The following is a 24,648-nucleotide window of genomic DNA, read 5'->3' as shown; positions in this document are numbered from 1 at the left end:
CCAAATAAGCGCCTAGGGCTGATTTTGCGCAGGGGCGTTGTTTGCAGGCGTCGCTTCGGCGACGGGAGCTGCCTGGGGCAATCCCTCGGGGTGGCACCAGTGCCACAGCAACTGGGCCACGTCGTCCACACCCTGCTTTTTGAGGGCAGAGAACAAACGCACCTCACCGCCGCCTGCATTGAGCTTGGTGATGGAGAGAATCTTGGCCTGCTCGGCGCGGGTCAGCTTGTCGGCCTTGGTCAGCACGATCAGGAACTTCAGGCCGGCTTCGACGCGGGACCGGATGGCTTCGAGCAGGGCTTCATCCAGCTCAGTCAGGCCCAGGCGTGGATCGCACAGCAGCACCACGGCCGTGAGGCTTTCGCGCTCCATCAAGTAATTGAGCATCACGCGCTGCCAGCGCTGCTTGTCTTCGCGGGACACAGCGGCGTAGCCGTAGCCGGGCAAGTCAGCCAGTATCGCGTCAGTCACACCTTGTTTACCGAGGGAAAACAGGTTGATGTGCTGGGTGCGGCCGGGCTTCTTGGAGGCAAAGGCCAGTTGCTTTTGCTGAGTCAGCGTGTTGATGGCGGTGGACTTGCCGGCGTTGGATCGGCCCACAAAGGCGATCTCGGGCACATTGATCGGAGGCAGCTGGTTGAGCTGGGCTGCGGTGGTAAAGAAGCGCGCAGTGTGCATCCAGCCCATCGCAAGCTTGCTGTCGATCAAAGAATGTGTATTTCCGGCTGTGGTATCCGGGGAAGCATGGGTCATGACGGTAACTATTTCAGGGAGGCCCATTGTAGAATTTCGAGGATTCGCACTCTCAACAATAGACCCAGCCCCTCGATATGAAGTTGCTTGCCTCTTTGCTGACTGCTGTTATTTTCGCAGCACCTGCCTTTCCTGCATTTTCTGCGGGAGAAACACCTGTTAAAGCAGATGCTGCCAAAGGGCAAGCCAGTTATGGGGCGGTTTGCGCCTCCTGCCATGCTGCTGATGGCAATTCAACCATTCCCCTGCAGCCTAAGCTGGCAGGGCAACACCCAGAGTATCTGGTCAAACAGCTGCGCGAGTTTAAAGACGGCAAGCGCAATGATCCGGTAATGAAGGGCTTTGCCGCGTCGCTGAGCGATGGTGATATGAAGAATATCTCCGCCTGGCTGCACACACAGGCCCCCAAGAATGGGTTCTCCAAGGACAAGGATTCGATTGCCCTGGGTGAGCGCATTTACCGTGGTGGTATTCAGGAGCGCCAGGTTGCGGCCTGCGCTGGCTGCCACAGTCCCAACGGTGCAGGCATTCCGGCCCAGTACCCGCGTTTGTCAGGTCAGCATGCTGATTACACCGTTAAAACACTGATTGCTTTTCGCGAAGGCCAGCGCACCAATAGCATTCCCATGGTTCAGGTTGCTGCAAAGCTTAATGATCGCGAAATCAAGGCCGTGGCAGACTATATAGCTGGCTTGCGTTAAAAATCCTTTCACCAGATTCTGGGGTGACTCCGGGAACTTTCAGGCATTTTTCATCCCCCAAGTCAGGCGGGTCCACCGGCTAATTCAGCAGGTGGCCCCGCCTTTTTGCGTCCGGATACTTCAACTCGTTCATGTCAGACCTTCCACTTTCCGATCGTGACTCCTCCCGCTCACCGGCCGTGCGCGCGGCCACGGAGTTGCTGGGCTCCATGCGTTTTGCGATTTCACTGCTGACGGTGATCTGCATTGCATCGGTCATTGGTACGGTGCTCAAGCAACACGAGCCATTGGTCAACTATGTCAACCAGTTTGGCCCCTTCTGGGCGCAATTGTTTCTGGCGCTCAAGCTCAATGCGGTTTACAGCGCCTGGTGGTTCTTGCTGATTCTGGCGTTTCTGGTGATCAGCACCTCGCTGTGCGTGAGTCGCCATGCTCCCAAGTATTTGGCTGATATCCGCAATTACAAGGAAAACATTCGCGAGCAAAGCCTGAAGGCTTTTGGTCACCGTGCCGAGGCTGATGTGCCCGGCAGCACCGAAGAAGCGGCCAAGCGCATTGGCCAGCAACTGGTAAAGGGTGGCTGGAAGGTCAAGATGCAGCAGCGCGATACGGCAGCAGGCCCCGGCACAGGCTGGATGCTGGCTGCCAAAGCGGGTTCTGCCAACAAGCTGGGTTATATCGCTGCCCACTCCGCCATCGTGCTGATCTGTATTGGCGGTCTGTTCGACGGTGACTTGGTGGTGCGCGCCCAGATGCTGCTGGGTGGCAAGACGCCATATACCGGCGGCGGCATGATTTCGGATGTGGCGCCTGAGCACCGCCTCTCCCTCAAGAACCCGACGTTCCGCGGCAACCTCATGGTGTCTGAAGGAACGCAGTCGGGTACTGCTATCTTGAATCAATCAGACGGCATCTTGCTGCAAGAGCTGCCATTTTCTGTAGAGCTCAAGAAATTCATCGTGGAGTACTACTCCACTGGCATGCCCAAGCTGTTTGCCAGCGAAGTCGTGATTCATGACCGCGAAACCGGCGAAAAGCTGGAAAAGCGTATCGAGGTGAATCATCCGGCCAGCTACAAAGGCATTGAGATCTACCAAAGCAGCTTTGATGACGGTGGCTCCACCGTCAAGCTGCATGCCGTGCCTATGGACGGCATTTCGCAGCCCTTTGATGTGGAAGGCGTTATCGGCAATTCCACCGAATTCGTGCGCAAGCTGGCCGATGGCTCGCAAGACAAGGTCACGCTGGAATACACAGCGCTGCGCACCATCAACGTCGAAAATTTTGGCGGGCAGAACAAGGGCGGAGCGGCGGGCACTGATGTGCGCAAGGTTGACCTGAAGCAGGCCATTGATGACCGTCTGGGCGCTGCCCATAAGACTACGGATAAGAAAGACTTGCGCAATATTGGCCCCAGCGTGGGCTACAAGCTGCGCGATGCCTCGGGTCAGGCGCGTGAGTTCCAGAACTACATGCTGCCGGTGGATACGGGCGAAGGTCAGCCCGTCTTCCTGCTGGGCGTGCGCGAAAACCCCGCAGAAGAGCTGCGCTATCTGCGTGTGCCTGCTGACCCCGAAGGCACGATGGACACCTTCCTGAACCTGCGTCAGGCCATGCAGAACAAGGTGCTGGCTGAAAAGGCCGCACGCGCCTATGTGCAAAAGGCCGTGGATGTGTCCCGACCTGAACTGGCCGAGCCGCTGACCCAGTCCGCTCTCAAGGCGCTGGAGCTGTTTGCCGGACAGGACAGCAAGATCAAGGGCCCCGAGGGCAAGCCTCTGGGTGGCCTGCAAGCCATTTCCAACTTCATGGACAGCAATGTCCCCGAAGCTGAGCGCGAGCGCGCCGGCGAGGTGCTGGTGCGCATTCTGAATGGCGTGCTTTTCGAGCTGGCCCAGCAGGTGCGTCAGCAGGCCGGGCACAAGCCCTTTGAGAATGATGAGAAGACGCAGGCCTTCATGACCCAGTCTGTCTTCTCGCTCAGCGATGCCCAGTTCTACCCTGCGCCCGTGATCTTCATGATGAAGGACTTCACGCAGGTGCAGGCCAGCGTATTCCAGGTGGCACGTGCCCCTGGCAAGAATATTGTTTACCTGGGCTGCCTGTTCCTGATCATTGGCGTATTTGCCATGCTGTATGTGCGTGACCGCCGTATCTGGATCTGGCTGACCCCATCGAATGGCGCAAGTCGTGCCAATATGGCCTTGTCCACCAATCGCAAGACCATGGATGGCGACCGCGAATTCACCATGCTGGCCGATAAGTTGATCGGGGCCACACCCGTACAAAAGAAGACTCCCGGAGGTTCTGTATGAACACCGCAACCACGACACTGACACTGAACGAAGGCTACCTCGCCCGCCGCAACTGGTTTGACTGGTTGTTTGCGGTCGTGGTGGTCGTGGGGCTGGGCTATGCGCTGCAGCGTTATGCCGCCTATATGGATGTGTATGAGAAAGGCATCTTGCTTGCCGCCATACCCGCCATGATCTGGCTGGGCTGGTTCTGGCGACCGCTGGCCGTGCTGATGCTGACCGTGGCGGGCTTCTCGCTCATGGCAGTTGGCCTGTATCAAGGGGCCGAAGGCGGCGAGCTGGCGCGATCTGAAACGGTCTTTGGCCTGAAATACTTCCTTTCCAGCCAGTCCGCCATTCTGTGGATGAGCATGGTGTTCTTTATCAGCACCATCTTTTACTGGGTGGGCGTGTTTGCCAAGAGCGAGCAATCCGTCATGTCGCTGCTGGGTTCACGCCTGGCATGGCTGGCGGTGGTTCTTGCGCTGGTCGGCACCATGGTGCGCTGGTACGAGAGCTATCTGCTGGGTGTGGACATTGGTCACATCCCCGTCAGCAACCTCTACGAAGTGTTCGTGATGTTCTGCTGGATGACGGCGCTGTTCTACCTGTACTACGAGCATCATTACGATACCCGCGCTCTGGGCGGCTTTGTAATGCTGGTCGTCAGCGCTGCCGTCGGTTTCTTGCTCTGGTACACGCTGGTGCGTCAGGCACATGAGATTCAGCCTCTGGTGCCTGCCCTCAAAAGCTGGTGGATGAAGCTGCACGTGCCTGCCAACTTCATTGGTTACGGCACGTTTGCGCTGTCGGCCATGGTGGCGTTTGCCTACCTCATCAAGCAGCAGGCGACAGAGACCAAGTGGTACAAGCTGGCCCCGCTGTGGCTGCTGGGCGTGGTGCTGTGTTTCGAGCCCATCGTCTTTCGCAAGGGTGCGACCGAAAACGGCGGCAGCTACTGGATGGTGTACTTCGGTATCTCCGCGCTGATCGTGGCTGGTATCTTGCTGGCCCGCAAGCGCATTGCCGCGCGTCTGCCTTCGTTCGAAATTCTGGACGACGTGATGTACAAGGCCATTGCGGTTGGCTTTGCCTTCTTCACCATTGCCACGGTGCTGGGCGCCCTGTGGGCAGCTGAAGCATGGGGTGGCTACTGGAGCTGGGACCCCAAGGAAACCTGGGCGCTGATTGTCTGGCTCAACTACGCCGCCTGGTTGCACATGCGCCTGATGAAGGGCCTGCGCGGCACAGTCTCTTCCTGGTGGGCGCTGGCCGGTCTGGCTGTCACTACCTTCGCTTTCCTGGGTGTGAACATGTTCCTGTCCGGTCTGCATAGCTACGGCGAGCTGTAAGTCTTAAACCAAGCACTCCCAAAAAAGGAGCTTCTTGCGCTTGAATCTTATGGGTTTCAATATCTTTTGGTATTGAAGCCTATAGATAACAGGCGTGAGAAGCTCCTTTTTTATAGAACTGCAGGCGTGGAACTTTGCTGACTGGCGCTGCTCTGAAGTCATTGGTACTCTGTTGTGAGTACCTGGAGCACAACATGCTGATACGCAATAACAACCAAGGCTTTGTCCATTCGCTGAACAGCGAAATCACCTCGCAGACGCAATATCTGCAGCGACGAGCCTTTATGCAGACATTGGCCACGGGGGCCGCAGGCGCTGCACTTGCCAGTTGGGCCGGGCGCGATGCATTGGCAGCGGAGGCTGAGCGCGCTCACCTTCCCGCTCTGAAAGGCCAGCCCAGCAAAGTCTCAGGTGCAATGACGGTGGAAGCCGCCACGGCCTACAAAGACGCCACGAGCTACAACAACTACTACGAGTTCGGACTGGATAAAGGCGAACCGGCCCGCAATGCCAGCACGCTGAAGACCCGGCCGTGGACGGTACGTATCGAAGGTCTGGTGCAAAAGCCGCAGACGCTGGATATCGACAGCCTGCTCAAGCTAAGCGCGCAGGAAGAGCGCATTTATCGTCTGCGCTGCGTAGAGGGCTGGTCCATGGTCATCCCGTGGGTGGGCTACTCGCTGTCTGAATTGCTCAAAAAGGTGCAGCCACTTTCCAGCGCCAAGTATGTGGAATTTGTCACCCTGGCCGACAAGGCGCAGATGCCAGGCCTTAGAAGTGGTGTGCTGGACTGGCCCTATACCGAAGGGTTGAGACTGGATGAAGCCATGCATCCGTTGACGCTGCTGGCCTTTGGCATGTATGGCGAGGTACTGCCCAACCAGAACGGCGCGCCGGTGCGGCTGGTTGTGCCTTGGAAATACGGCTTTAAAAGCGCCAAGTCACTGGTGGCGATTCGCCTGACGGACAAAGAGCCCGGCACCGCCTGGAACAAGGCCGCGCGCAATGAGTATGGCTTTTACTCCAACGTGAACCCCGAGGTGGATCACCCCCGCTGGAGCCAGGCCACCGAGCGCCGTATTGGCGAAGGCGGCTTGTTCGCCAAAAAGCGCAAAACGCTGATGTTCAACGGCTACGGCGATCAGGTCGCGCAGCTGTACGCAGGCATGGACTTGAAGAAGTTCTACTGATGCAGGCTTGGTTGCTCAAGCCCTGGGCCAAGCCGCTGGTCTTTACGCTGTGCCTGCTGCCCTTCGCATGGCTTTTCTATGCGGCATTTACCGATGGGCTGGGGGCCAACCCTGCGGAGGCTTTGCTGCGCCAGACTGGTGACTGGACTTTGCGTTTTCTCTGCATCGTGCTGGCGGTGACGCCGCTGCGTCAGCTCACAGGCTGGAATCTGCTGGTGCGTTATCGGCGCATGCTGGGTCTGTACGTGTTCTTCTACGCCTGCCTGCACCTGCTTTGCTACGCATGGTTTGACATGGGGCTGGATTGGGGCGATATCGTGGCCGATATTCCCAAACGCCCGTTTATTTTGGTGGGCTTCACCACCTGGCTGGTGCTGCTGGTGCTGGCCGCAACCTCGCCCAAGTTCATGCTCAAGGCGCTGGGCGGTAAGCGCTGGCAGTGGCTGCACCGTGCGGTCTACGCCACGGTGCCGCTGGCACTGCTGCATTTCTTCTGGATGCGCGCTGGCAAGAACAACTTTGCCGAGGTGGCTGTTTATGCAGCCATTCTCAGTACTTTGCTTGCCTGGCGTGCGGTGCGTGCTATCAAAAAATGATCAGCCTGCCACGGCACGCAGCGGTGGGCGCACCTGGCGCGACACGGGGTCAATCTCTGCGCTGGGCAGCTGGTAGGCGCGTTGATCGAACAAGTCAATACCGCACTGCAAGCCTTCAAGCCAGTTGAACAGATCGCCAATCGCCTGCTTGCCCATGATGGGCGCGCCGTGCTGGGGCACGATCATTTCGATGGGCAGCTGGCGTGCCATCTGAACCCACAACCGCAAAATCTTGTTGGAGACCATGTAGCGGCGGTGAAAGCCTTCCATACGCGCAATATGGGGCACCAGGTCGGTCACAGGTTTTTGTGCCTCAGCGCCAGTAGTCAAAGACACCCCCAGATCGCCCGTAAACAGAATCTTGCTGATGGGGTCGTAGAAGTGGAAGTTGCCTTCTGCATGCAAAAAGTGTGCAGGCAGCAGTACCAGCTCGCTATTGCCCAGCGGCAAACGGCCACCGGCATCTGGCACGCCGATCACGCGGTTTTCCGTCTTGCCCACTTTGGTGAAGTGCGGCGCAAAACGCTCCCAGATCCGCGAGATGACGAGCTGGGCACGGGTGCTGGTCATCCAGCGATCAAGCGAGGCGATGATGTCCGGGTCCGCATGCGACGCGACCACATAGGCGAGCTTTTGCGGTGGAAAGTGGCGGGACATGCCCATGAACAACTCGTTAAAGGCCAGATTACCACCGGGGTCGATGATGGCTCCTGTGCTGTTGTCCACGATCAGGAACTGATTGGCCTGAATGGCCTGACCGTCTTCCTCGATGAGGTCGGTGAACATCAGGCAGGCATGGGTTTTGTCGCGGTAAAGCTCTATGGGCATGGCAGGTTGTCAAAGGACAAGATGCCTCACTCTAGAGTTGAACCCTGAACAGAGTGTTGATGTTTATCAAGCCTCAGGGCTTGGCATCTGTCTCGGCGGAGTTCTCTGTATCTGCTGGCGATGAAGGCTTCACCACAGGCGCTGCTGTGCCGGGCGTTTTAGGAGACGAAATGCCCAGTGCTTCCGGCAAGGTGGCTCGGCCTTGAGCGGCTGGATCGGTCGGTAAAAAGAGCGGGCCTTTTTGTCCACAGGCGGAAAGTGAAGCGATGGACGCCGCACAAGCTGCAAGGGCAATGCTCCTGACTAAAATTTGGGTGGCTTTCAACATGGGCAAATTGTAATGACTGACCTTGAATATCTGGACCGCGCTGATCAACTACTGATGGCTGTGGAGCAATGCTGTGACCGCATCAACGACGAAACCGATGCTGACCTTGATGCACAGCGCGTGGGTGGCCTGGTGACACTGGTTTTTGAGAACCGTAGCCAGATTGTGATCAACCAGCAAAAGCCCTTGCACGAAATCTGGCTGGCGGCCAAGGCGGGCGGCTTTCACTATCGCTTTGACGAAGAGAAAAATGCCTGGATGGACACCAAGGGCGCAGGCGAGTTCTTTGCCAACCTGACGCAATATGCAAGCGAGCAGTCGGCTATGTCGCTGGAATTCAAAGCGCTGGGCTAATAAATCTTAGGTGCTGAATGAAAAAAGCCTGCCTCGATGAGAGGCAGGCTTTTGTTTTTGCGGGCTTAATTCCTGAACAGATCCAAGATTCGGCTGCGTTCTTCAGAAGCGGGTGCAGGTGTTGCGCCGGGTCCTGCGTTATCGCCATTGGAAGGCACAGACGCTTCCATGCCCAGGCTGGAGATGCCGCCACTGCGGGCATTTTCTTCGTAGTACCAGTCGCCGCCCATATTGACCACACCAGGAGGTACTTGTACCTCAGCCACAGGGACACCCTTGAGTGCGTGCTGCATGAAGCTAATCCAGATAGGCAGGCTCAGGCCGCCACCGGTTTCACGGGAGCCCAGATTACGGGGCGTGTCGTAACCAATCCATGAGACGGCCGAGATGCTGGGCTGATAACCGGCAAACCAGGCATCCACAGAATCATTCGTCGTACCGGTCTTGCCGTACAGATCGGGGCGCTTGAGCGTGGCCTGAGCCTTGGCGGCGGTACCCACACGCGCCACATCGTTAAGCAAGGTGCCAGTGATGAAGGCATTGCGCTCAGGAATGGCCTGGGGCAGGTCACTGAGGGGTGGGGGAGTGAACTCGGACAGGATTCGGCCCTTGTGGTCTGTGACGCGAGCAATCAGCCAGGGATTGAGGCGGTGGCCGCCATTGGCGAAGACCGAGTAGGCACCTGCCATTTGCAGCGGCGTGACGGAGCCTGCACCCAAAGCCATGGTCAGGTAAGCGGGCTGCTTGGAGGCTTCAAAGCCAAAGCGTGTAGCCCATTCCTGGCCGGTCTTGGGGCCAATTGCCTGCAGCAGGCGAATGGAAATCATGTTCTTGGACTTGTTCAAGCCCGTGCGCATGGTCATGGGGCCTGCATAGGTGCCGTCGTAGTTCTTGGGCTCCCAAGGCTGGCCGCCGGTGGTTGCTGCGCTAAAGAAGATCGGCGCGTCATTGATCATGGTTGCGGGCGAGAAGCCATGCTCCAGCGCTGCCGAGTAGATAAAGGGCTTGAAGCTGGATCCGGGCTGGCGCCAAGCCTGAGTCACGTGGTTGAACTTGTTCTTTTCAAAGTCAAAGCCACCCACCAAGGCACGGATTGCGCCGGATTGGGTGGACACAGCGACAAATGCGCCTTCCACTTCAGGCAACTGGGTGATTTCCCATGCACCCTTGGCATTTTTGACAGCACGGATCACCGCACCAGGACGGATCTTGATGTTCGGAGGTGCCTTGGGGCTAAGTCCGGACTCGGCTGGTTTCAGGTTGTCGCCGGTAATGTCAAAGTGTGTGCCGTCAGCGCGTGCAGCCATGATCTTGCGAGGTGAGGCTTCGAGCACCACGGCGGCAATCACATCGCCGTTGTCGGGGTGATTGGCCAGCACATCGTCAATCGCTTCTTCCAGCTCCTGCGGATTGCTGGGCAGGGTGATGAATTTTTCAGGGCCGCGGTACTTCTGGCGGCGCTCGTAGTTCATGATGCCTTCGCGCAGAGCTTTGTACGCGGCTTCTTGCTCACCTGCATTAAGGGTGGTGTAAACGTTCAGACCGCGCGTGTACGCATCGTTGCCGTATTGGGCAAAGATCAGTTGGCGCGCCATTTCCGCCACGTATTCAGCATGAACGCGGGTGGAATTGGAGGCGGTTCGCAGCTTGAGTGGCTCTTCTTTGGCCTGCTTGGCTTGCTCGGCGGTGATGAATCCGTTTTCTTCCATGCGCTCAATGATGTAGAGCTGGCGAATGCGGGCGCGCTTGGGGTTGCTGATCGGGTTGTAAGCAGACGGGGCTTTGGGGAGACCCGCCAGCATGGCGGCTTCAGCAACGGTGATGTCTTTCAGGGGGTGGCCGAAATACGCTTCGCTGGCCGCAGCAAAGCCATAGGCACGATTGCCCAGAAAGATCTGGTTCATGTAGATCTCAAGAATCTGCTCCTTGGTGAGCAGGTGCTCTAACTTGAAGGTCAGCAGAATTTCGTAGATCTTGCGGGTGTATGTCTTCTCGGAGGTCAGGTACACATTGCGCGCCACCTGCATGGTGATGGTGGATGCGCCTTGGCTTTTGACCTTGCCCAGATTGGCGAGTGCGGCGCGCAGCATGCCCTTGTAGTCCACGCCACCATGCTCAAAGAAGCGCGTGTCTTCAATGGCCAGCACCGCATTGGTCATGACCTTGGGAATTTCTTGAATCGGCGTCAGTGTGCGGCGCTCTTCACCAAATTCGCCTAGCAGAGCACCTTCGCTGGAGTACACCCGCAGCGGCAGCTTGGGACGGTAATCCGCCAACTCGGAGACGTCAGGAAGGTTAGGGTAGGCCATGGCCAGCGCTACAGCGACAGCCAGCAACACTGCCAGCGCGCCCGCAACTGCAAGGCCCATGAGCCAGAAGATGGAGCGTAGCAACCAGTGCATGCGTTTTTTAGGAGCTTTGGAGCCAGGCGCTGGAGCCTGATGAGCAGAATGTTCTGATGGCGGCATTTCGCAGTATGAGCAAGGGGTGGGGCATTATAGAAATCCCCTCCAGAAAAGCATCTTTGTGACGATGTGGATGTCACACGTTGGCTGAATCCTAAAGCACAGGGTAAGCACTGTTGCATGAGTGGATGCTGCTGTATGCCTGTTTGATGTTACACAAGGTTGTCTTTTTTTGACCACGAAATGCCTGGGAAATGGCTACAGCAAAGCGTGTGTTGCTATAGCTTGCTGCTAGGATTCCCATGTATTGCTGGCTTTTGTTTCCATTCTTACAATCTAGGGGGGCACGTTGATTGCTCTGAGTTCTTTATTCAGCCGTCAGCCTGCACCATTGCTTGGCATTGATGTCAGCTCCTCCAGCGTGAAGTTGGTTGAACTGACCAAAAGCAAGTCAGGTGAGTGGCAACTTGAGCGTTGTGCGATCGAGCCTCTTGAAAAAGGCTGGATTACCGACGGCAACATTGAAAAATTTGACGAAGTCGCAGAGGCTGTTCGTCGTCTGGTTAAAAAAAGCGGCACACGCACAAAGCAGGTGGCAATGGCTCTGCCTGCTGCCGCAGTGATTACCAAGAAAATCACTTTGCCCGCCGGCTTGTCTGAGTTGGAAATGGAAGTGCAGGTCGAATCTGAGGCCAATCAGTACATTCCGTTTTCACTTGATGAGGTGAGTCTGGACTTTTGTGTCATCGGCCCATCGTCGGTATCTTCGGGTGACGTGGATGTGCTGATTGCCGCCTCGCGCAAGGAAAAAGTTCAAGACCGTCAGGGCTTGGCAGAAGCCGCTGGCTTGAAGCCCGTTGTGGTGGATATTGAGCCCTATGCGGCTCGAATGGCTGCGACACGCCTGGTCTCAAGACTGAGCAACGCCGGGCAGGATGCCGTGGTTGCGCTGTTTGAGGTGGGCGCTATGACCACCAGTATGCAGGTGCTGCGCAACGACGAAGTGCTGTATGAGCGTGATCAGGCCTTTGGTGGCGCGCAGCTGACGCAGCTGATTGCGCGGCAGTACGGCTTTTCACCGGAAGAGGCCGAGGCAAAAAAACGTAGTGGTGAACTGCCTGACGATTACGCAACAGGCGTGCTCAAACCTTTTGTGCAGAGCCTGACGCAGGAGGTGGCTCGCGCGCTGCAGTTTTTCTTTACCAGCACGCCGTACAACCGTGTTGACCATGTCTTGCTGGCAGGGGGCTCTGCGTCCTTGCCTGGCTTGGCAGAGGCCGTCAGTCAGCAGACCGGATGTGCTTGCAGTCTTGCCAACCCATTTGATGGCATGGAAATTGGCAGTGCTGTGCGCCTGAAGAAGATGGCGCGTGAGGCACCGTCTTATTTAACCTCTTGCGGTCTGGCCATGCGGAGGTTTCAAGAGTGATATTGATTAACCTTTTGCCGCACCGCGAAGCCGCCAAGAAACGTCGAAAAGAGGCATTTCAGGTCAATATGGTGATGGCTGCGATTGCAGGTCTGCTGATTGCAGGCCTGATTTACTGGTATTTCCAGATCATGATTGAAGGCCAGCAGAACAAGAACAATCTGCTGCGCTCCGAGATCAAGGTTCTGGAAACCCAGATCAAGGAAATTGACGGCCTGGAGGCTGAAATTGCTGCGTTGCGTGCCCGTCAGAAGGCTGTGGAAGACTTGCAGTCTGATCGCAACTTACCGGTGCACATGCTCAATGAGCTGGTGAAGCAATTGCCAGATGGCGTCTACCTCAGCAGCATCAAGCAAGACGGTTTGCTGGTGACTATGCAGGGAACTGCGCAGTCGAATGAGCGCATTTCCGAGATGCTGCGCAATCTTACCGAAGGCACGGCGTGGTTCTCCAAGCCGGAGTTAATGGAGATTGTGGCCAAGACCGTCGATGTGACTGCCAAGGACAAGCGCCGCGCAGCTGCATTCACATTGCGCTTCAATCTGACAAGAGCCAGCGATGCAGAGAAGAGTCTGACCGCTGCCACTTCTTCTGTGAAGGCGCAGTAATGGCAAAAAAGAAGAAGTCTTCAGATATTGATTTCGCTGCGCTGCAAGAAAGAATTCAGCGGCAGTTTCGTAACCTGGATCCCAATGATCCATCCGTCTGGCCAGCGTTGCCCAAGGCATTGCTATATGCCGTTGTTGCCATCGCCGTTGCTGCAGTTCTGTGGTTTGTCATGCTCAAGGACTACGAAGCAGAGCTGGAAACCGAGCGCGCAACCGAGGTGACTTTGCGCGATGACTATACCAAGAAGATGCTCAAGGCCGTGAGTCTTGAAGGCTTGAAGAAGCAGCGTGAGCAGGTGCAGCAGTATGTGACGCAGCTGGAAAAACAATTGCCCAGTAAGGCAGAAATGGCAGCCTTACTCTCGGATATCAATCAGGCTGGCTTGGGTCGAAGTCTTCAGTTTGAGGTGTTCCGTCCCGGAGCCATGGTGGCCAAGGAGTACTACGCCGAGCTACCCATTACTCTGAAGGTGACTGGCAGTTATCACGACATTGGATCCTTCGCTTCAGATGTCGCTTTTCTTTCTCGCATCGTGACCTTGAATAACTTGTCTATTGCGCCTGCAGGCAAGGATGGTGAGGTGCTGACTATGGATGCCACAGCGCGTACTTTCCGCTATCTGGATGCGGACGAGGTGAAGGCACAGCGTGATGCGGCTAAGGGGAAGAAATGAGCAAGCTACGGTTGAACCCTCTCTGGCTGGCTTTGATGGGTACTGCCTTATTAATGGGCTGCACTTCATCTGAAGAAGATCAATTGCGAGAGTGGATGGCTCAAGAGCGTGCCAATGCCAAGCCAAATGTGAAGCCCCTAGAGGAGCCCAAGCCCTTTAAGCCTCAGATGTACACGGGGGCAGAGGGGATGGATCCATTCAATCCGCTCAAACTGATTCAGGTGCTGCGCAAGGAGTCAGCGCAGTCCAATATCAGCACCGCTTTGCTGACACCTGAATTGAATCGACGCAAGGAGCCTTTGGAAGCTGAGCCGCTGGATGCCATGAGCATGGTGGGCAGCTTAGATAAAAAGAGTGTGCCGACGGCCTTGATCAAGGTGGGTGCGTTGCTCTATCAGGTGCGCGTTGGCAACTACCTGGGGCAAAACTACGGAAAAATTACCAAGATCACTGAGAACTCCATCCAGTTGCGCGAAATTGTTCAGGATGGTGGTGGTGACTGGATTGAGAGAACAAGCACTTTAGAGTTGCAGGAGGTTAGCAAATGATGGGTAGTAATCGCAGGACTTTGGCGAAGGCCCGTTGGGGACTGACACTGGGCAGTCTTTTGCTTTCTTCCGCGGCTTGGGCACAGGCTCGTATTGAGTCTGTGACTGGAGCGTTACAGTCTGGTTCCGAGGTCATTCGAGTCGAACTGTCTGAGCCATTGGCCGCAGATCCGACCGGGTTTGTGGTGCAGACCCCTGCACGAATTGCACTTGATTTTCCGGGGGTGACGAATGGTTCCGGAAAATCACTCCTTGAATTTAATCAGGGCAATTTGCGCTCTGCCAACCTCGTGGAGGCCTCTGGTCGTTCACGTCTGGTACTGAATCTCAAGGCGGCCACAACGTATCGCTTGCAACGCCAAGGCAAGTCGTTGCTGATTTTGCTTGACCCTGCTGGTGCGGCCGCATCTGCGGCAGGCTCGGTGCCAGCTGTGACGCCAGTTTTTGAGAGCAAGTCAACATCGTCTGATATGGTGCCCATCCGAGGCGTGGATTTCCGCCGCGGCAGCGATGGCTCGGGGCGGATTGTCGTGAGTCTAGGCAATAGCCAGGTAGGAGTGGACTTGCGCCAGGAAGGTAAGGGCTTGACCGTTGATTTCCTGCGCACTGCATTGCCGGAAAACTTGCGCAAAAAACTGGATGTGGCTGACTTTGGTACCCCGGTACAAACCATCTCTACCAGCCAGCAGGGTGATCATGTGCGCATGCGCATTGAGCCTGTGGGTGACTGGGAGCACAGCGCATACCAGAGTGACAATCAGTTTGTGGTCGAGGTGCGCCAGAAAAAGGTCGATACCAGCAAGCTGACGCAAGGCCCCGGGTATAGCGGTGAAAAGCTGTCGCTGAATTTCCAGAATATTGAAGTGCGCTCGCTGTTGCAGGTCATTGCAGATTTCACCAACTTCAATATCGTGACTTCGGATACGGTGACTGGCGCTTTGACGCTGCGCTTGAAAGATGTTCCGTGGGATCAGGCGCTGCAGATCATCATGGATGCCAAGGGTCTTGGTATGCGAAAGTCGGGCTCTGTGCTCTGGATCGCGCCCAAGGATGAGATTGATGCGCGTACCAAGCGTGACTATGAAGCAGCCATGGAAATCCAGAAGCTTGAGCCATTGCGGACACAGGGCTTTCAGCTGAACTATGCCAAGGCGGCAGATATTCTTCAGCAGATTACTACTTCGTCGGGTGGAGCAGGTGGGGCTGGCAATAGCACACGCTTTCTGTCCTCTCGTGGTTCTGCTATTTCAGAGCCACGTACCAATCAGCTGTTTGTGACGGACACTCCAACCAAGCTTGAGGAGATGAAAAACCTGCTGGCGACCTTGGATGTGCCGGTGCGCCAGGTCATGATTGAAGCCCGGATTGTGGAGGCTAGAGATACCTTTGGACGCTCGCTTGGGGTTAAGTTTGGTGGAGGGGCTGTTGGCAGCAACGCATCAATGACTTCATCTCAGTTTTTACCTGATGGTGCGAACACAAAGTTCCCTAGCGGAAATTTTGTAAATCTGCCTGCAAGCATTTCGGGTATTAACACGGTGGGGCAGCTGGCTTTCTCTGTCTTCAATAGCTCAATGAGCCGTTTCCTGTCCTTGGAGCTATCTGCTTTGGAGGCTGAAGGCGACGGTAAGATCATTTCAAACCCACGTCTGGTGACGGCCGATCAGAACAAGGCATTGATCGAGCAAGGTACGGAATATCCATATTCAGTCACGGCGCCTAATGGAGCGACCACCATTTCGTTCAAGAAGGCTGTCCTGAAGTTGGAAGTAACACCTCAGATCACGCCCGAAGGCGACATCATTCTCGATTTGGATGTGAACAAGGATAGCCGCGGAGAGACGACGACACAGGGGGTTGCCATCGATACCAAACACATCAAGACGCAGGTGCTGGTGGAGAACGGCGGAACGGTGGTGATTGGTGGTATTTTTGAGATGGAAGAGACCAATCAGGTCAATAAGGTGCCTTTGTTTGGCGATTTGCCGGTGTTGGGTCATCTTTTCCGCAACAACACAAAGGCTTCTAGCAAGCGTGAAATGCTGGTGTTCATCACGCCAAAAATGCTCAGTCAGGTTCGAAACTCCGGCAAATAAGAGAGTTTTCTATGTGATTTGAAAAGGACTGCATCCTGAATGATGCAGTCCTTTTTTCTTGCGGTCTCACAAGGCTGCGACAATCTCTCGCATTGATGTTCGATACAGGCCGCAGGCTTGATGCTGCAATGAATTTTGTGATGGATGCCCATATCGCCCTGGTAGGACTGCCTGGAAGTGGAAAGTCCACCATTGGTCGTTATCTGGCTCGACGTTGGTCCGTGCCTTTTGTGGATGTGGATGCCGCGATTGAAGAGCAGATTCACTGCAGCATTCGCGAATTCTTTGCCAAAGAAGGTGAAGCGCGCTTCCGTGCGGTGGAGCAAGATGTCATGGAACAGTTGCTGGCAAAGCCCATCAAAATGATCATCGCAACCGGTGGCGGTGCAGTGCTTAAATCCGAAAATCGTGCGCAGTTAGCGGCTCATTCACGGGTGGTGTATTTAAGTGCATCGCCGCATGAGATAGCGCGCAGGCTTCAAAAAGATACGCAGCGGCCTTTACTGCAAGTGGATAACCCTTTACAGCGACTGCTGGATTTGCACGGCGTGCGCGATCCCTTGTACAGGGAAGTTGCTGAGTTTGTTGTGGTGGGGACGGGTCTATCGGCTACCCAGGTTGCGCAGCGGGTTGCGATGCAGCTGGAACTGGGTGCATCCAGCTGACCAGCTGAGCTTTTAAGTAATGATTTCAAAGGGATATTGTGGAAACGGTGCAAATTGACTTGGGCGAGCGCAGCTACCCCATTGTGATTTCTCAAAATGTCATGGACTTACGCCAGACTTGGGCGTCGTTGCCCAAGTCTGCTGCTGCCCTCATCGTGACTAATGATGTAGTGGCACCGCTCTACCTTGCCCGCTTGAAGCAAATCTTGAGCCAGCAATATGCGCAGGTACATGAAGTGGTTCTGCCCGATGGTGAGGCCCACAAGGACTGGCAGACACTGAATTTGATTTTTGACGGCTTGCTCTCCAATGGCTGTGATCGCAAGACTGTGCTGTTTGCCTTGGGCGGTGGGGTAGTCGGCGATATGACCGGTTTTGCCGCCGCCAGCTATATGCGCGGCGTGCCTTTTGTGCAGGTGCCGACCACATTGCTCTCGCAGGTGGATTCCTCTGTGGGCGGCAAGACCGCCATCAACCACCCCTTGGGCAAGAACATGATTGGTGCGTTCTACCAGCCTCAGTTGGTGGTCTGCGATCTGGCGACGCTGGATACCTTGCCGCAGCGCGAGCTGAGTGCAGGGCTGGGCGAAATCATCAAGTACGGCCCGATTGCTGACATGCAGTTCTTTGACTGGCTTGAGCAAAACATCGATGGCTTGCTGCGCCGTGACCGCGCGCTGTTGGCGCATGCCGTCAAACGCAGCGTGGAAATCAAGGCCTGGGTTGTTGGGCAGGATGAAAAAGAGGCTGGACTGCGGGCCATCCTCAATTTTGGTCATACCTTTGGTCATGCGATTGAGGCGGGCATGGGCTATGGCAACTGGCTGCACGGCGAAGGCGTTGCCGCAGGCATGGTGATGGCGGCAGAGCTTTCCAGGCGTCTGGGCATGGTCGATGAGCACTTTGTCTTGCGTCTGCGCACTTTGATTGAGCGTGCAGGTTTGCCCGTGCGCGGCGCGATCATTGATGCGAAGGACAATGCGGGTCGATACTTGGAGCTGATGCGCGTCGACAAAAAGTCGGAAGCGGGTGAAATTCGCTTTGTGCTGATTGATAGAGCGGGTCAGGCGGTGATGCGCTCTGCGCCCGATGCTCTGGTGCGTGAAGTCATTGATTGCTGCTGCGCCTGAAGCGCAGAAGATCAGGTGCCTGCACCAAGGACGCATCTGGTGCTGTTCTAGGCAGGAAATGAGCTGCTAGAGTGACTTCATTCCGTTGTTGAGGCAGCTTGCATGAACACTCTGGCTTCTTACGCCTGTAATCCCTTGCACAGCAAGGGACGTCGTTTTGCTGAGCCGGTTGCGCCCACGCGCAGCGACTTTCAGCGCGATCGGGATCGTATTGTTCACTCCTCGGCCTTCAGGCGGCTGGTCTACAAGACACAGGTCTTTGTAAATCATGAGGGTGATCTGTTTCGTACGCGGCTCACGCATTCGCTGGAGGTCGCTCAGCTGGGTCGCTCCATTGCCCGTGCGCTGCAACTCGATGAAGATCTGGTCGAGGCGATCTGTTTGGCACATGACCTGGGCCACACGCCGTTTGGCCATGCGGGCCAGGATGCGCTCAATGAATGCATGAGGCCCCATGGAGGTTTTGAGCACAACTTGCAAAGCCTGCGTGTGGTGGACAGACTGGAGGAGCGATACCCCGCCTTTGACGGCCTCAATCTGACTTTTGAAACGCGGGAGGGCATTCTCAAGCACTGCTCGCGCAGCAACGCCGAGCTATTGAACGCACGTGAGCCCGGCGGCGTGGCACAGCGATTTATTGACGGTACTCAGCCTTCGCTGGAGGCGCAGTTGTGCAATCTGGCTGATGCCATTGCCTATAACGCCCACGATGTGGATGATGGCGTTCGATCGGGATTGATCACCATGGCTCAGCTGCGTGATTCCGTGCCTTTGTTTGCCCGTTATTACGAGACGACTTTGGCGGACTGGCCTCAATTGCTTGTGCCGGATGCCCAGCGCAAGCTCCTGTACGAAAGTATTCGCCGCATGCTAAGTGAGCAGGTCTATGACGTCATCAACAGCTCGCGTGCGCAGTTGCAGTCAGCAAAAGTGAGTTCAGTGCAGGATGTACGTTTGCATGGACAGGTGCTAATCGCATTTAGCGATGAAATGAAGGCTGAGTCTCAGAGACTTAAGCAATTCCTGTTCAAGCAGCTCTACCGCCATCCACAGGTCATCCAGACCATGGATGGTGCACAGCAAGTCGTGCGCGAGTTATTTGCAGCCTATCTGGTTGAGCCAGAGCGCATGAAGCCACGTTTTGTGCAGCGGGTGCGGGCGGCTAGCTCCCTGAATGATCGAGCGCGCGTGGTTGCGGACTTTATTGCGGGCATGACAGATCGCTATGCGGCACGTGAACATGAGCAGATTACGGGACTGAGCTTGTTGGGTGTACCTTGATAAAAGCCGCAGGAGCTTGAAGGTTACCGGGTTTGCTGGGCCTGTCATGCAGCGTTAAAGATGGCTCGCTAAAATATGACTCTGTGTATCTAGAGCCGGAATTTTTCCCGCCCAGTGCGCAATCTTTGGGGGCGATTGCCCCCGTTTGCATTTTGGAGGGCCTTGTCATGACCGAAACTTCAACCATCGCCGAGCAGGGCTTTCCGCCGGATCTCGTCATTGAAGACACTGTGCGCTGGCTGGAGAAGGCTGTGATTGGCCTCAATCTCTGTCCCTTTGCCAAGGGTGTCCATGTCAAGGGACAGATTCATTACGTGGTCAGCGAGGCGATGGATGCCGAATCGGTCGCCGAAGACTTGCACCGCGAGCTGGAAGCGCTGGCTGAAGCCAACGCAGAAAAGCGCGACACCACATTGCTGATCCTGCCCCATGCGCTGCAGGATTTTCTGGATTTCAACGATTTCCTCGAGGTGGCGGATGCCATGGTCGAGGAGCTGGATCTGGGTGGCATTCTCCAGGTGGCCTCTTTTCACCCTCAGTTTCAGTTTGAGGGAACAGATGTGGATGACGTTACCAACTGCACCAATCGTGGGCCTTATCCCATCCTGCACCTGCTGCGCGAAGACAGCATCGACAAAGCCGTAGAAGTGTTTCCCGAGGCGGAATCGATTTACGAGCGCAATATGGAAACGCTGGAGAAAATTGGTATTGAAGGCTGGCTGGATCTGGATGTGGGTGCGCGTTGCCCAGTCACAGGCCATGGCTCAGCAAAGGCAGAGAAGTAATGGCAAAAACGGATAAAAAGCAGGCGACTCAGAAGCCTGCGGGTGCTGGCGTTCAAGATATTGCCACCCAATTAGGGCTCAAGCCCGGTCAGAGTATTGATCTGCTTAAAGCGCTGCATATTCTGACCCGCGAGGGAAAGCTCAATCAGGATTCGCGTCGCAAGCTCAAGCAGGTCTATCACCTTTATCAGTTCATCGAGCCGTTGCTGAATGAGTTGTCCAAGGATGGCCATGCGGTGACGCTGGCTGACCATGGTGCAGGCAAGTCCTATCTGGGCTTTATTCTCTACGACCTGTATTTCAAGGCCTTGGGTCAAGGCAAGATTTACGGCATTGAGACGCGTGCGCCGCTGGTTGAAGCTTCGCAGAAGCTGGCTGCCGATCTGGCTTTTGACCGCATGGAGTTTCTCAATATGTCGGTGGCTGAATCCACGCATGTGGATTTTATGCCCTCGCAGTTTGATGTGGTCACGGCTTTGCATGCCTGTGATACGGCCACCGATGACGCCATTGCCTTTGGGTTGGAGAAAAAGGCCAAGGCCATGGTGCTGGTGCCCTGCTGTCAAGCCGAAGTAGCCGCCTGCCTGCGCCAGACCAAGGTCATGAGTCTTTCACGCACTCCGCTGGCAGAGCTATGGCGTCACCCCATTCACACGCGCGAGATGGGGAGCCAGATCACCAATGTGCTGCGCTGTCTGTATCTCGAAGCCTGTGGCTATCAGGTGACCGTGACGGAGCTGGTGGGTTGGGAGCACAGCATGAAAAACGAGCTGATCGTGGCGCGTTACACAGGGCAGAAAAAGCGTAACTCTGCCCAGCGCCTGCGCCAGTTGCTGGCCGAGTTTGGCTTGGCCAGCTTGGAGGGGGTGCGCTACCCCCATTTGCCGCAGGAAGCAGTGGTCGCGTAAAAGCCGCAGGCAGCTGTCAGCCTGTGGTTTTATTGAGAGTTCTGCATCAAACGTGTCATCAACGCTTGTGTTGAGGAATCGACACCATTCCAGTCATTGCTGCTTTGGCGGGTCTGAAGTTGTTTGGCAAGCTGCTTGCCAAGTTCCACACCCCATTGGTCGAAGCTGTTGATATTCCAGATAGCACCGGAGACAAAAATCCGGTGCTCATACAGGGCGATCAGTGCGCCTAGCGAGCCTGGATCTAACCTCTCCAGTAGCAAAAAGCTGCTGGGGCGATTACCAGGGCAATCCTTTTCCAATCCATCTCCTGCACGCCCAACCATCAATGCCTGAGCTTGTGCGATGGCATTGATCACCAGACTTTGATGGTGTTCGCCGAGATACTTGCCTCCATCGCGAAGGGCAATGAATTCGACGGGAATCACATCCTGCCCTTGGTGCAGCATTTGAAAGAATGCGTGCTGGCCATTGGTGCCGGGCTCACCCCATATCACTGGGGCGGTAGGTGTTGAAAGTGGCGTGCCATCCTTGGTCACGCTCTTGCCATTACTTTCCATCTCCAGTTGCTGAAGATATGCGGTCAAGCGGCGCAAGCCATGGCTGTAAGGGGCGATACAGCGGCTGGAGAATTGGCAAAAATCGCGGTACCAGACATCCAGAAGACCCAGGCGGACTGGAAGATTGCTCTCTAATGGCGCTTTAAAAAAGTGAGCGTCCATCGCATGTGCACCGCCAAGCATGGCGCGAAACTGCGTTGAACCAATGGCAATGGCAATAGGTAGACCAATGGCTGACCATAGTGAGAAACGGCCACCTACCCAGTCCCAGAACCCTAGAGTGCGCTGAATGCCGAATTCTGCGGCAGCTTGCTGGTTGGTGGTCAGTGCGAAAAAGTGCTTGTTAATCGAGCAGGGTGCTTGCGGATCGACGCGGCCGCCGTGTTCCAGAAACCACTGACGGGCCGAGCGTGCATTGAGCATAGTCTCGGCGGTCGTGAATGATTTAGAGGCGATGAGAAACAGCGTACTTTCCGGTTTGACCCGGCGCAGCACATGCCCTAACTCATGACCATCGACGTTGGAGACAAAGTGGAAGTTTTTACCCGTGTCTATCCAGTCCTCTAGCGCATTGACCACGACCTCAGGGCCCAGGTGAGAGCCGCCGATACCGATATTGACGATGTCGGTGATTTGCTTATCGTCTCTGACCTGATCGGCCAGGGCGAGCATTTGATCCAGACTGTCATGCACTTCATTCAAAGCGGCATGCATTTCAGCGGGCCAAGCTTGAACCGTTGGCGCATTCGCGATTTCGCCCCGGTTAGCAGGTGTTCGCAGCAGCCAGTGCATGACGCTGCGCTGTTCGGTCGAGTTGATAGCATCGCCTGCCAGCATGGCATCGCGCTTGGCCACAAGCCGGCTTTCTTTCGCCAATTGCAGCAGCAGAGCTTGTGTGTCTGTATTGAGCAGGTTTTTGGATAGATCTGCGAATACATGGGGTGCCTGCAAGCTCAGCGATGCAAGACGCTGTGGGTCCTGTGCAAATGCCTGGCACAGATCCAGTGGTTGGATTTGTGACTCGTAATGCGTTTGCAAAACCTGCCAGGCAGGCAATTCGTGACAGAGAGGTGTCAAAAGAAATCCCAGTAAATCATGCAGCGGCTTGCTGCATCAATGCTTCCAGCTTCAGAGTGTCAGCGGTAAAGGCGCGAATGCCTTCGGCCAGTTTCTCGGTAGCCATCGCATCTTCATTCAGAGCGAAGCGGAAAGAGGGCTCGTCCAGCAGCAATCGTTGCAGATTTTGAGTCTTGGCCGAGTTGGCATCCATGGCGCGAGTCAAGGTGGAGCCGTCTTGCGCTGACAGTTGCGCCAGTAGTTCAGGTGCAATGGTAAGCAGGTCGCATCCGGCCAAAGCCAGAATTTGCCCGGTGTTACGAAAGCTTGCACCCATGACTTCGGTCGCAATGTCGAAGTGTTTGTAGTAGTCGTAGATCTGGCGCACTGAGCTGACGCCGGGGTCGTTGGCGCCTGCCATTGCTGCTTCATCCCATTGGGCACCAGCCTGTTTTTTGTACCAGTCGTAGATGCGGCCGACGAACGGTGAAATCAGCTGGACCTTTGCCTGGCCGCAGGCAATCGCCTGGCAGAAGGAAAACAGCAGCGTCAGATTGGTGTGAATGCCGCGCTGCTCCAGAATACGTGCGGCTTCAATGCCTTCCCAGGTGGCGGCAATTTTGATGAGCACGCGACTGGTATGAATGCCGGCGGCCTGATAAAGCTCAATGAGCCGCTCGGCTCGGGTGACGGTGGCAACAGTATCAAAGGACAGGCGGGCATCGACTTCTGTGGAGACGCGGCCGGGAATGGTGTTCAGAATCTCGCAGCCGAAGCGGACCAGGATGCGATCCATGATCTCATCCAGCGTTCTGTCCTTGAATTGCGCAACCGTAGCGCGCATCAGTGGCGCGTATTCGGGCTTTTGAACGGCTTTGAGAATCAAGGATGGATTAGTGGTCGCATCACGCGGCTGAAACTGTGCCAGCTGATGAAAATCACCGGTGTCTGCGACCACGGCTGTGAACTGCTTGAGCGCCTCCAACTGATTCATGACCATCCTTTGATGTTTTGTAAACGAATTAACAAGTGTAGAGCGTGAAACCTGTGTGGAGAATAATGTGGGTCGCTCATATGAGATTCGCAGACCCAAGGCAAACCCTGTAGAAACAAGAATGACTTTCTGCATTTATTTGCGGAAATAGCCAAGTTTCGCAGCCATTTGCTGGGTGGTGAGTCGCTTCGGTCTTATGCTTTATCGTTCTGGTGTTTACTAACGGTTTTTGCCTTATCTGCTGCCAATATGCTTGATCGCATTACCGCCTCCCTTCCGTCTCTGGCGCCTGCAGAGCAGCGTGTTGCACGCTTGGTATTGGCTGATCCCAGGGCATTTGCGCATCTGCCGGTGCGTGAGCTGGCTTTGCGCTCCCATGTCAGCAAGCCCACGGTGGTGCGTTTTTGCCGCAGCATGGGATATGACGGACTGGCAGATTTCAAACTCAAGCTGGCAGGCAGTGTCAGCGAAGGTGTGCCGTTTATTCACCGCAGTGTGGATAGTGACGATAAAACCAGCGACGTCATGGTCAAAGTGGTGGACAACGCCGTCGCAGCCTTTTTGCAATATCGCAATGCAGCCAGCACTGCGGCCATAGAGCAGGCTGCGCAGGCCATTGCTGCGACCTGGCAGACCGGTAAACGCATTGAGTTTTATGGCGCGGGTAATTCAGGCATTGTGGCGCTGGATGCTCAGCACAAGTTTTTTCGCCTGGGTGTCACCAGCCTTGCCACCAGCGACGGCCATATGCAAGTGATGAGTGCCACCTTGCTGGGGCCGGGTGATTGCGTGGTGATTATTTCCAACTCTGGCCGTACGCGCGATTTGATGGATGCCGCTGATATTGCGCGTAAAAACGGCGCTACCACGATTGCCATTACCGCCAGTGGCTCCCCGCTGGCATCGGCCTGTCAGATCCATCTGGCGGCAGACCACCCCGAGGGCTATGACCGCTACAGCCCCATGGTGTCGCGCCTGCTGCACTTGCTCATCATTGACGTGCTGGCCACCTGCGTAGCCTTGCGCATTGGTCCAGCGCTGCAGCCAGCGCTGGAACAGATGAAAAACAACCTCAGAGCCAAGCGCTACACAGGGTAATAGCTCTTCAATTAA

The 24,648-nt window shown here is 55.7% G+C and carries 23 protein-coding genes; 17 read left to right on the top strand and 6 right to left on the bottom strand.

Annotation, left to right across the window (positions count from 1 at the left end; translation table 11 throughout):
* Nucleotides 1–12: 12 nt before the first annotated feature.
* Nucleotides 13–753, bottom strand: coding sequence for a ribosome biogenesis GTP-binding protein YihA/YsxC (gene yihA / locus CLU84_RS17340; protein WP_233210254.1), 741 nt, complete (start codon nucleotides 751–753; stop codon nucleotides 13–15).
* A gap of 77 nt (nucleotides 754–830) precedes the next feature.
* Between yihA and CLU84_RS17335 the strand changes: the two genes are divergently transcribed.
* The 5 genes from CLU84_RS17335 to CLU84_RS17315 all read left to right on the top strand — a co-directional run bounded on the left by CLU84_RS17335 (nucleotide 831) and on the right by CLU84_RS17315 (nucleotide 6,886).
* Nucleotides 831–1,454 carry a cytochrome c gene (locus CLU84_RS17335; protein WP_099738763.1) on the top strand — a complete coding sequence of 208 codons (624 nt, stop codon included), beginning with the start codon at nucleotides 831–833 and terminating at the stop codon, nucleotides 1,452–1,454.
* Between the two features lie 131 nt (nucleotides 1,455–1,585).
* A complete protein-coding gene (locus tag CLU84_RS17330; protein WP_099738761.1) occupies nucleotides 1,586–3,769 on the top strand; it encodes a cytochrome c biogenesis protein ResB in 2,184 nt (727 codons plus the stop codon).
* Entirely contained in the window at nucleotides 3,766–5,100 is a 1,335-nt protein-coding gene (gene ccsB / locus CLU84_RS17325; protein WP_099738759.1) for a c-type cytochrome biogenesis protein CcsB, read from the top strand. The genes CLU84_RS17330 and ccsB overlap by 4 nt, the downstream gene beginning before the upstream one ends.
* A 194-nt stretch (nucleotides 5,101–5,294) precedes the next feature.
* Nucleotides 5,295–6,290, top strand: coding sequence for a protein-methionine-sulfoxide reductase catalytic subunit MsrP (gene msrP / locus CLU84_RS17320; RefSeq protein ID WP_099738757.1), 996 nt, complete (start codon nucleotides 5,295–5,297; stop codon nucleotides 6,288–6,290).
* Nucleotides 6,290–6,886, top strand: a complete 597-nt coding sequence (locus CLU84_RS17315; protein WP_099738756.1) for a sulfite oxidase heme-binding subunit YedZ — start codon at nucleotides 6,290–6,292, stop codon at nucleotides 6,884–6,886. The genes msrP and CLU84_RS17315 overlap by 1 nt, the downstream gene beginning before the upstream one ends.
* Here the strand turns inward: CLU84_RS17315 and CLU84_RS17310 are convergent, their stop codons facing one another.
* Entirely contained in the window at nucleotides 6,887–7,714 is an 828-nt protein-coding gene (locus CLU84_RS17310; protein ID WP_099738755.1) for an MBL fold metallo-hydrolase, read from the bottom strand. It lies immediately after the preceding gene.
* A 73-nt stretch (nucleotides 7,715–7,787) separates the two neighbouring features.
* Nucleotides 7,788–8,042: a lipoprotein gene (locus CLU84_RS17305; RefSeq protein WP_099738753.1), complete on the bottom strand. Its 255-nt coding sequence runs from the start codon at nucleotides 8,040–8,042 to the stop codon at nucleotides 7,788–7,790.
* A gap of 12 nt (nucleotides 8,043–8,054) precedes the next feature.
* On the opposite strand from CLU84_RS17305, the gene cyaY reads away from it, so the two are divergent.
* Complete coding sequence (cyaY, locus tag CLU84_RS17300; protein ID WP_099738751.1) at nucleotides 8,055–8,396, top strand: iron donor protein CyaY; 342 nt, start codon at nucleotides 8,055–8,057, stop codon at nucleotides 8,394–8,396.
* Between the two features lie 65 nt (nucleotides 8,397–8,461).
* Here cyaY and CLU84_RS17295 read toward each other — a convergent pair whose 3' ends face one another.
* Nucleotides 8,462–10,798, bottom strand: a complete 2,337-nt coding sequence (locus CLU84_RS17295; RefSeq protein ID WP_099738749.1) for a penicillin-binding protein 1A — start codon at nucleotides 10,796–10,798, stop codon at nucleotides 8,462–8,464.
* A gap of 352 nt (nucleotides 10,799–11,150) precedes the next feature.
* Here CLU84_RS17295 and CLU84_RS17290 point away from each other — a divergent pair, with 352 nt between their 5' ends.
* The 10 genes from CLU84_RS17290 to CLU84_RS17245 all read left to right on the top strand — a co-directional run bounded on the left by CLU84_RS17290 (nucleotide 11,151) and on the right by CLU84_RS17245 (nucleotide 20,925).
* Nucleotides 11,151–12,230, top strand: a complete 1,080-nt coding sequence (locus tag CLU84_RS17290; RefSeq protein WP_099738747.1) for a pilus assembly protein PilM — start codon at nucleotides 11,151–11,153, stop codon at nucleotides 12,228–12,230.
* Nucleotides 12,227–12,838 carry a PilN domain-containing protein gene (locus CLU84_RS17285; RefSeq protein ID WP_099738746.1) on the top strand — a complete coding sequence of 204 codons (612 nt, stop codon included), beginning with the start codon at nucleotides 12,227–12,229 and terminating at the stop codon, nucleotides 12,836–12,838. Before CLU84_RS17290 ends, CLU84_RS17285 begins: the two co-directional genes overlap by 4 nt.
* On the top strand, nucleotides 12,838–13,512 hold the full coding sequence (locus tag CLU84_RS17280) for a type 4a pilus biogenesis protein PilO (RefSeq protein WP_099738744.1): 675 nt from the start codon (nucleotides 12,838–12,840) through the stop codon (nucleotides 13,510–13,512). The genes CLU84_RS17285 and CLU84_RS17280 overlap by 1 nt, the downstream gene beginning before the upstream one ends.
* Complete coding sequence (locus tag CLU84_RS17275) at nucleotides 13,509–14,060, top strand: pilus assembly protein PilP (protein WP_099738742.1); 552 nt, start codon at nucleotides 13,509–13,511, stop codon at nucleotides 14,058–14,060. The genes CLU84_RS17280 and CLU84_RS17275 overlap by 4 nt, the downstream gene beginning before the upstream one ends.
* A complete protein-coding gene (gene pilQ, locus CLU84_RS17270) occupies nucleotides 14,057–16,156 on the top strand; it encodes a type IV pilus secretin PilQ (protein WP_099738740.1) in 2,100 nt (699 codons plus the stop codon). The genes CLU84_RS17275 and pilQ overlap by 4 nt, the downstream gene beginning before the upstream one ends.
* A gap of 128 nt (nucleotides 16,157–16,284) precedes the next feature.
* Nucleotides 16,285–16,821, top strand: coding sequence for a shikimate kinase (locus tag CLU84_RS17265; protein WP_099738739.1), 537 nt, complete (start codon nucleotides 16,285–16,287; stop codon nucleotides 16,819–16,821).
* A gap of 38 nt (nucleotides 16,822–16,859) precedes the next feature.
* Nucleotides 16,860–17,951 (top strand): 3-dehydroquinate synthase, encoded by a 1,092-nt coding sequence (aroB, locus tag CLU84_RS17260; RefSeq protein WP_099738737.1) that lies wholly within the window; start codon nucleotides 16,860–16,862, stop codon nucleotides 17,949–17,951.
* Between the two features lie 102 nt (nucleotides 17,952–18,053).
* Complete coding sequence (locus CLU84_RS17255) at nucleotides 18,054–19,232, top strand: deoxyguanosinetriphosphate triphosphohydrolase (RefSeq protein WP_099738735.1); 1,179 nt, start codon at nucleotides 18,054–18,056, stop codon at nucleotides 19,230–19,232.
* 167 nt (nucleotides 19,233–19,399) lie between these two features.
* The gene (locus tag CLU84_RS17250) at nucleotides 19,400–20,017 is read left to right on the top strand and encodes a DUF1415 domain-containing protein (protein ID WP_099738733.1); all 618 of its coding nucleotides are present in this window, start codon (nucleotides 19,400–19,402) and stop codon (nucleotides 20,015–20,017) included.
* On the top strand, nucleotides 20,017–20,925 hold the full coding sequence (locus tag CLU84_RS17245) for an SAM-dependent methyltransferase (RefSeq protein ID WP_099738732.1): 909 nt from the start codon (nucleotides 20,017–20,019) through the stop codon (nucleotides 20,923–20,925). Before CLU84_RS17250 ends, CLU84_RS17245 begins: the two co-directional genes overlap by 1 nt.
* Nucleotides 20,926–20,954: 29 nt before the next feature.
* On the opposite strand, the gene pgi is transcribed toward CLU84_RS17245, so the two are convergent.
* Both pgi and tal read right to left on the bottom strand, forming a co-directional pair.
* Nucleotides 20,955–22,562 carry a glucose-6-phosphate isomerase gene (pgi, locus tag CLU84_RS17240; protein ID WP_099738730.1) on the bottom strand — a complete coding sequence of 536 codons (1,608 nt, stop codon included), beginning with the start codon at nucleotides 22,560–22,562 and terminating at the stop codon, nucleotides 20,955–20,957.
* Between the two features lie 16 nt (nucleotides 22,563–22,578).
* Nucleotides 22,579–23,535: a transaldolase gene (gene tal / locus CLU84_RS17235; RefSeq protein WP_099739098.1), complete on the bottom strand. Its 957-nt coding sequence runs from the start codon at nucleotides 23,533–23,535 to the stop codon at nucleotides 22,579–22,581.
* Between the two features lie 249 nt (nucleotides 23,536–23,784).
* On the opposite strand from tal, the gene CLU84_RS17230 reads away from it, so the two are divergent.
* Complete coding sequence (locus tag CLU84_RS17230) at nucleotides 23,785–24,633, top strand: MurR/RpiR family transcriptional regulator (protein WP_099738728.1); 849 nt, start codon at nucleotides 23,785–23,787, stop codon at nucleotides 24,631–24,633.
* Nucleotides 24,634–24,648 lie beyond the last annotated feature (15 nt).

The organism is Comamonas sp. 26 (assembly GCF_002754475.1).
GTDB lineage: Bacteria > Pseudomonadota > Gammaproteobacteria > Burkholderiales > Burkholderiaceae_C > Comamonas.
The sequence above is the reverse complement of the archived record's forward strand: the minus strand, read 5'-3'. Positions and strand labels throughout refer to the sequence as shown.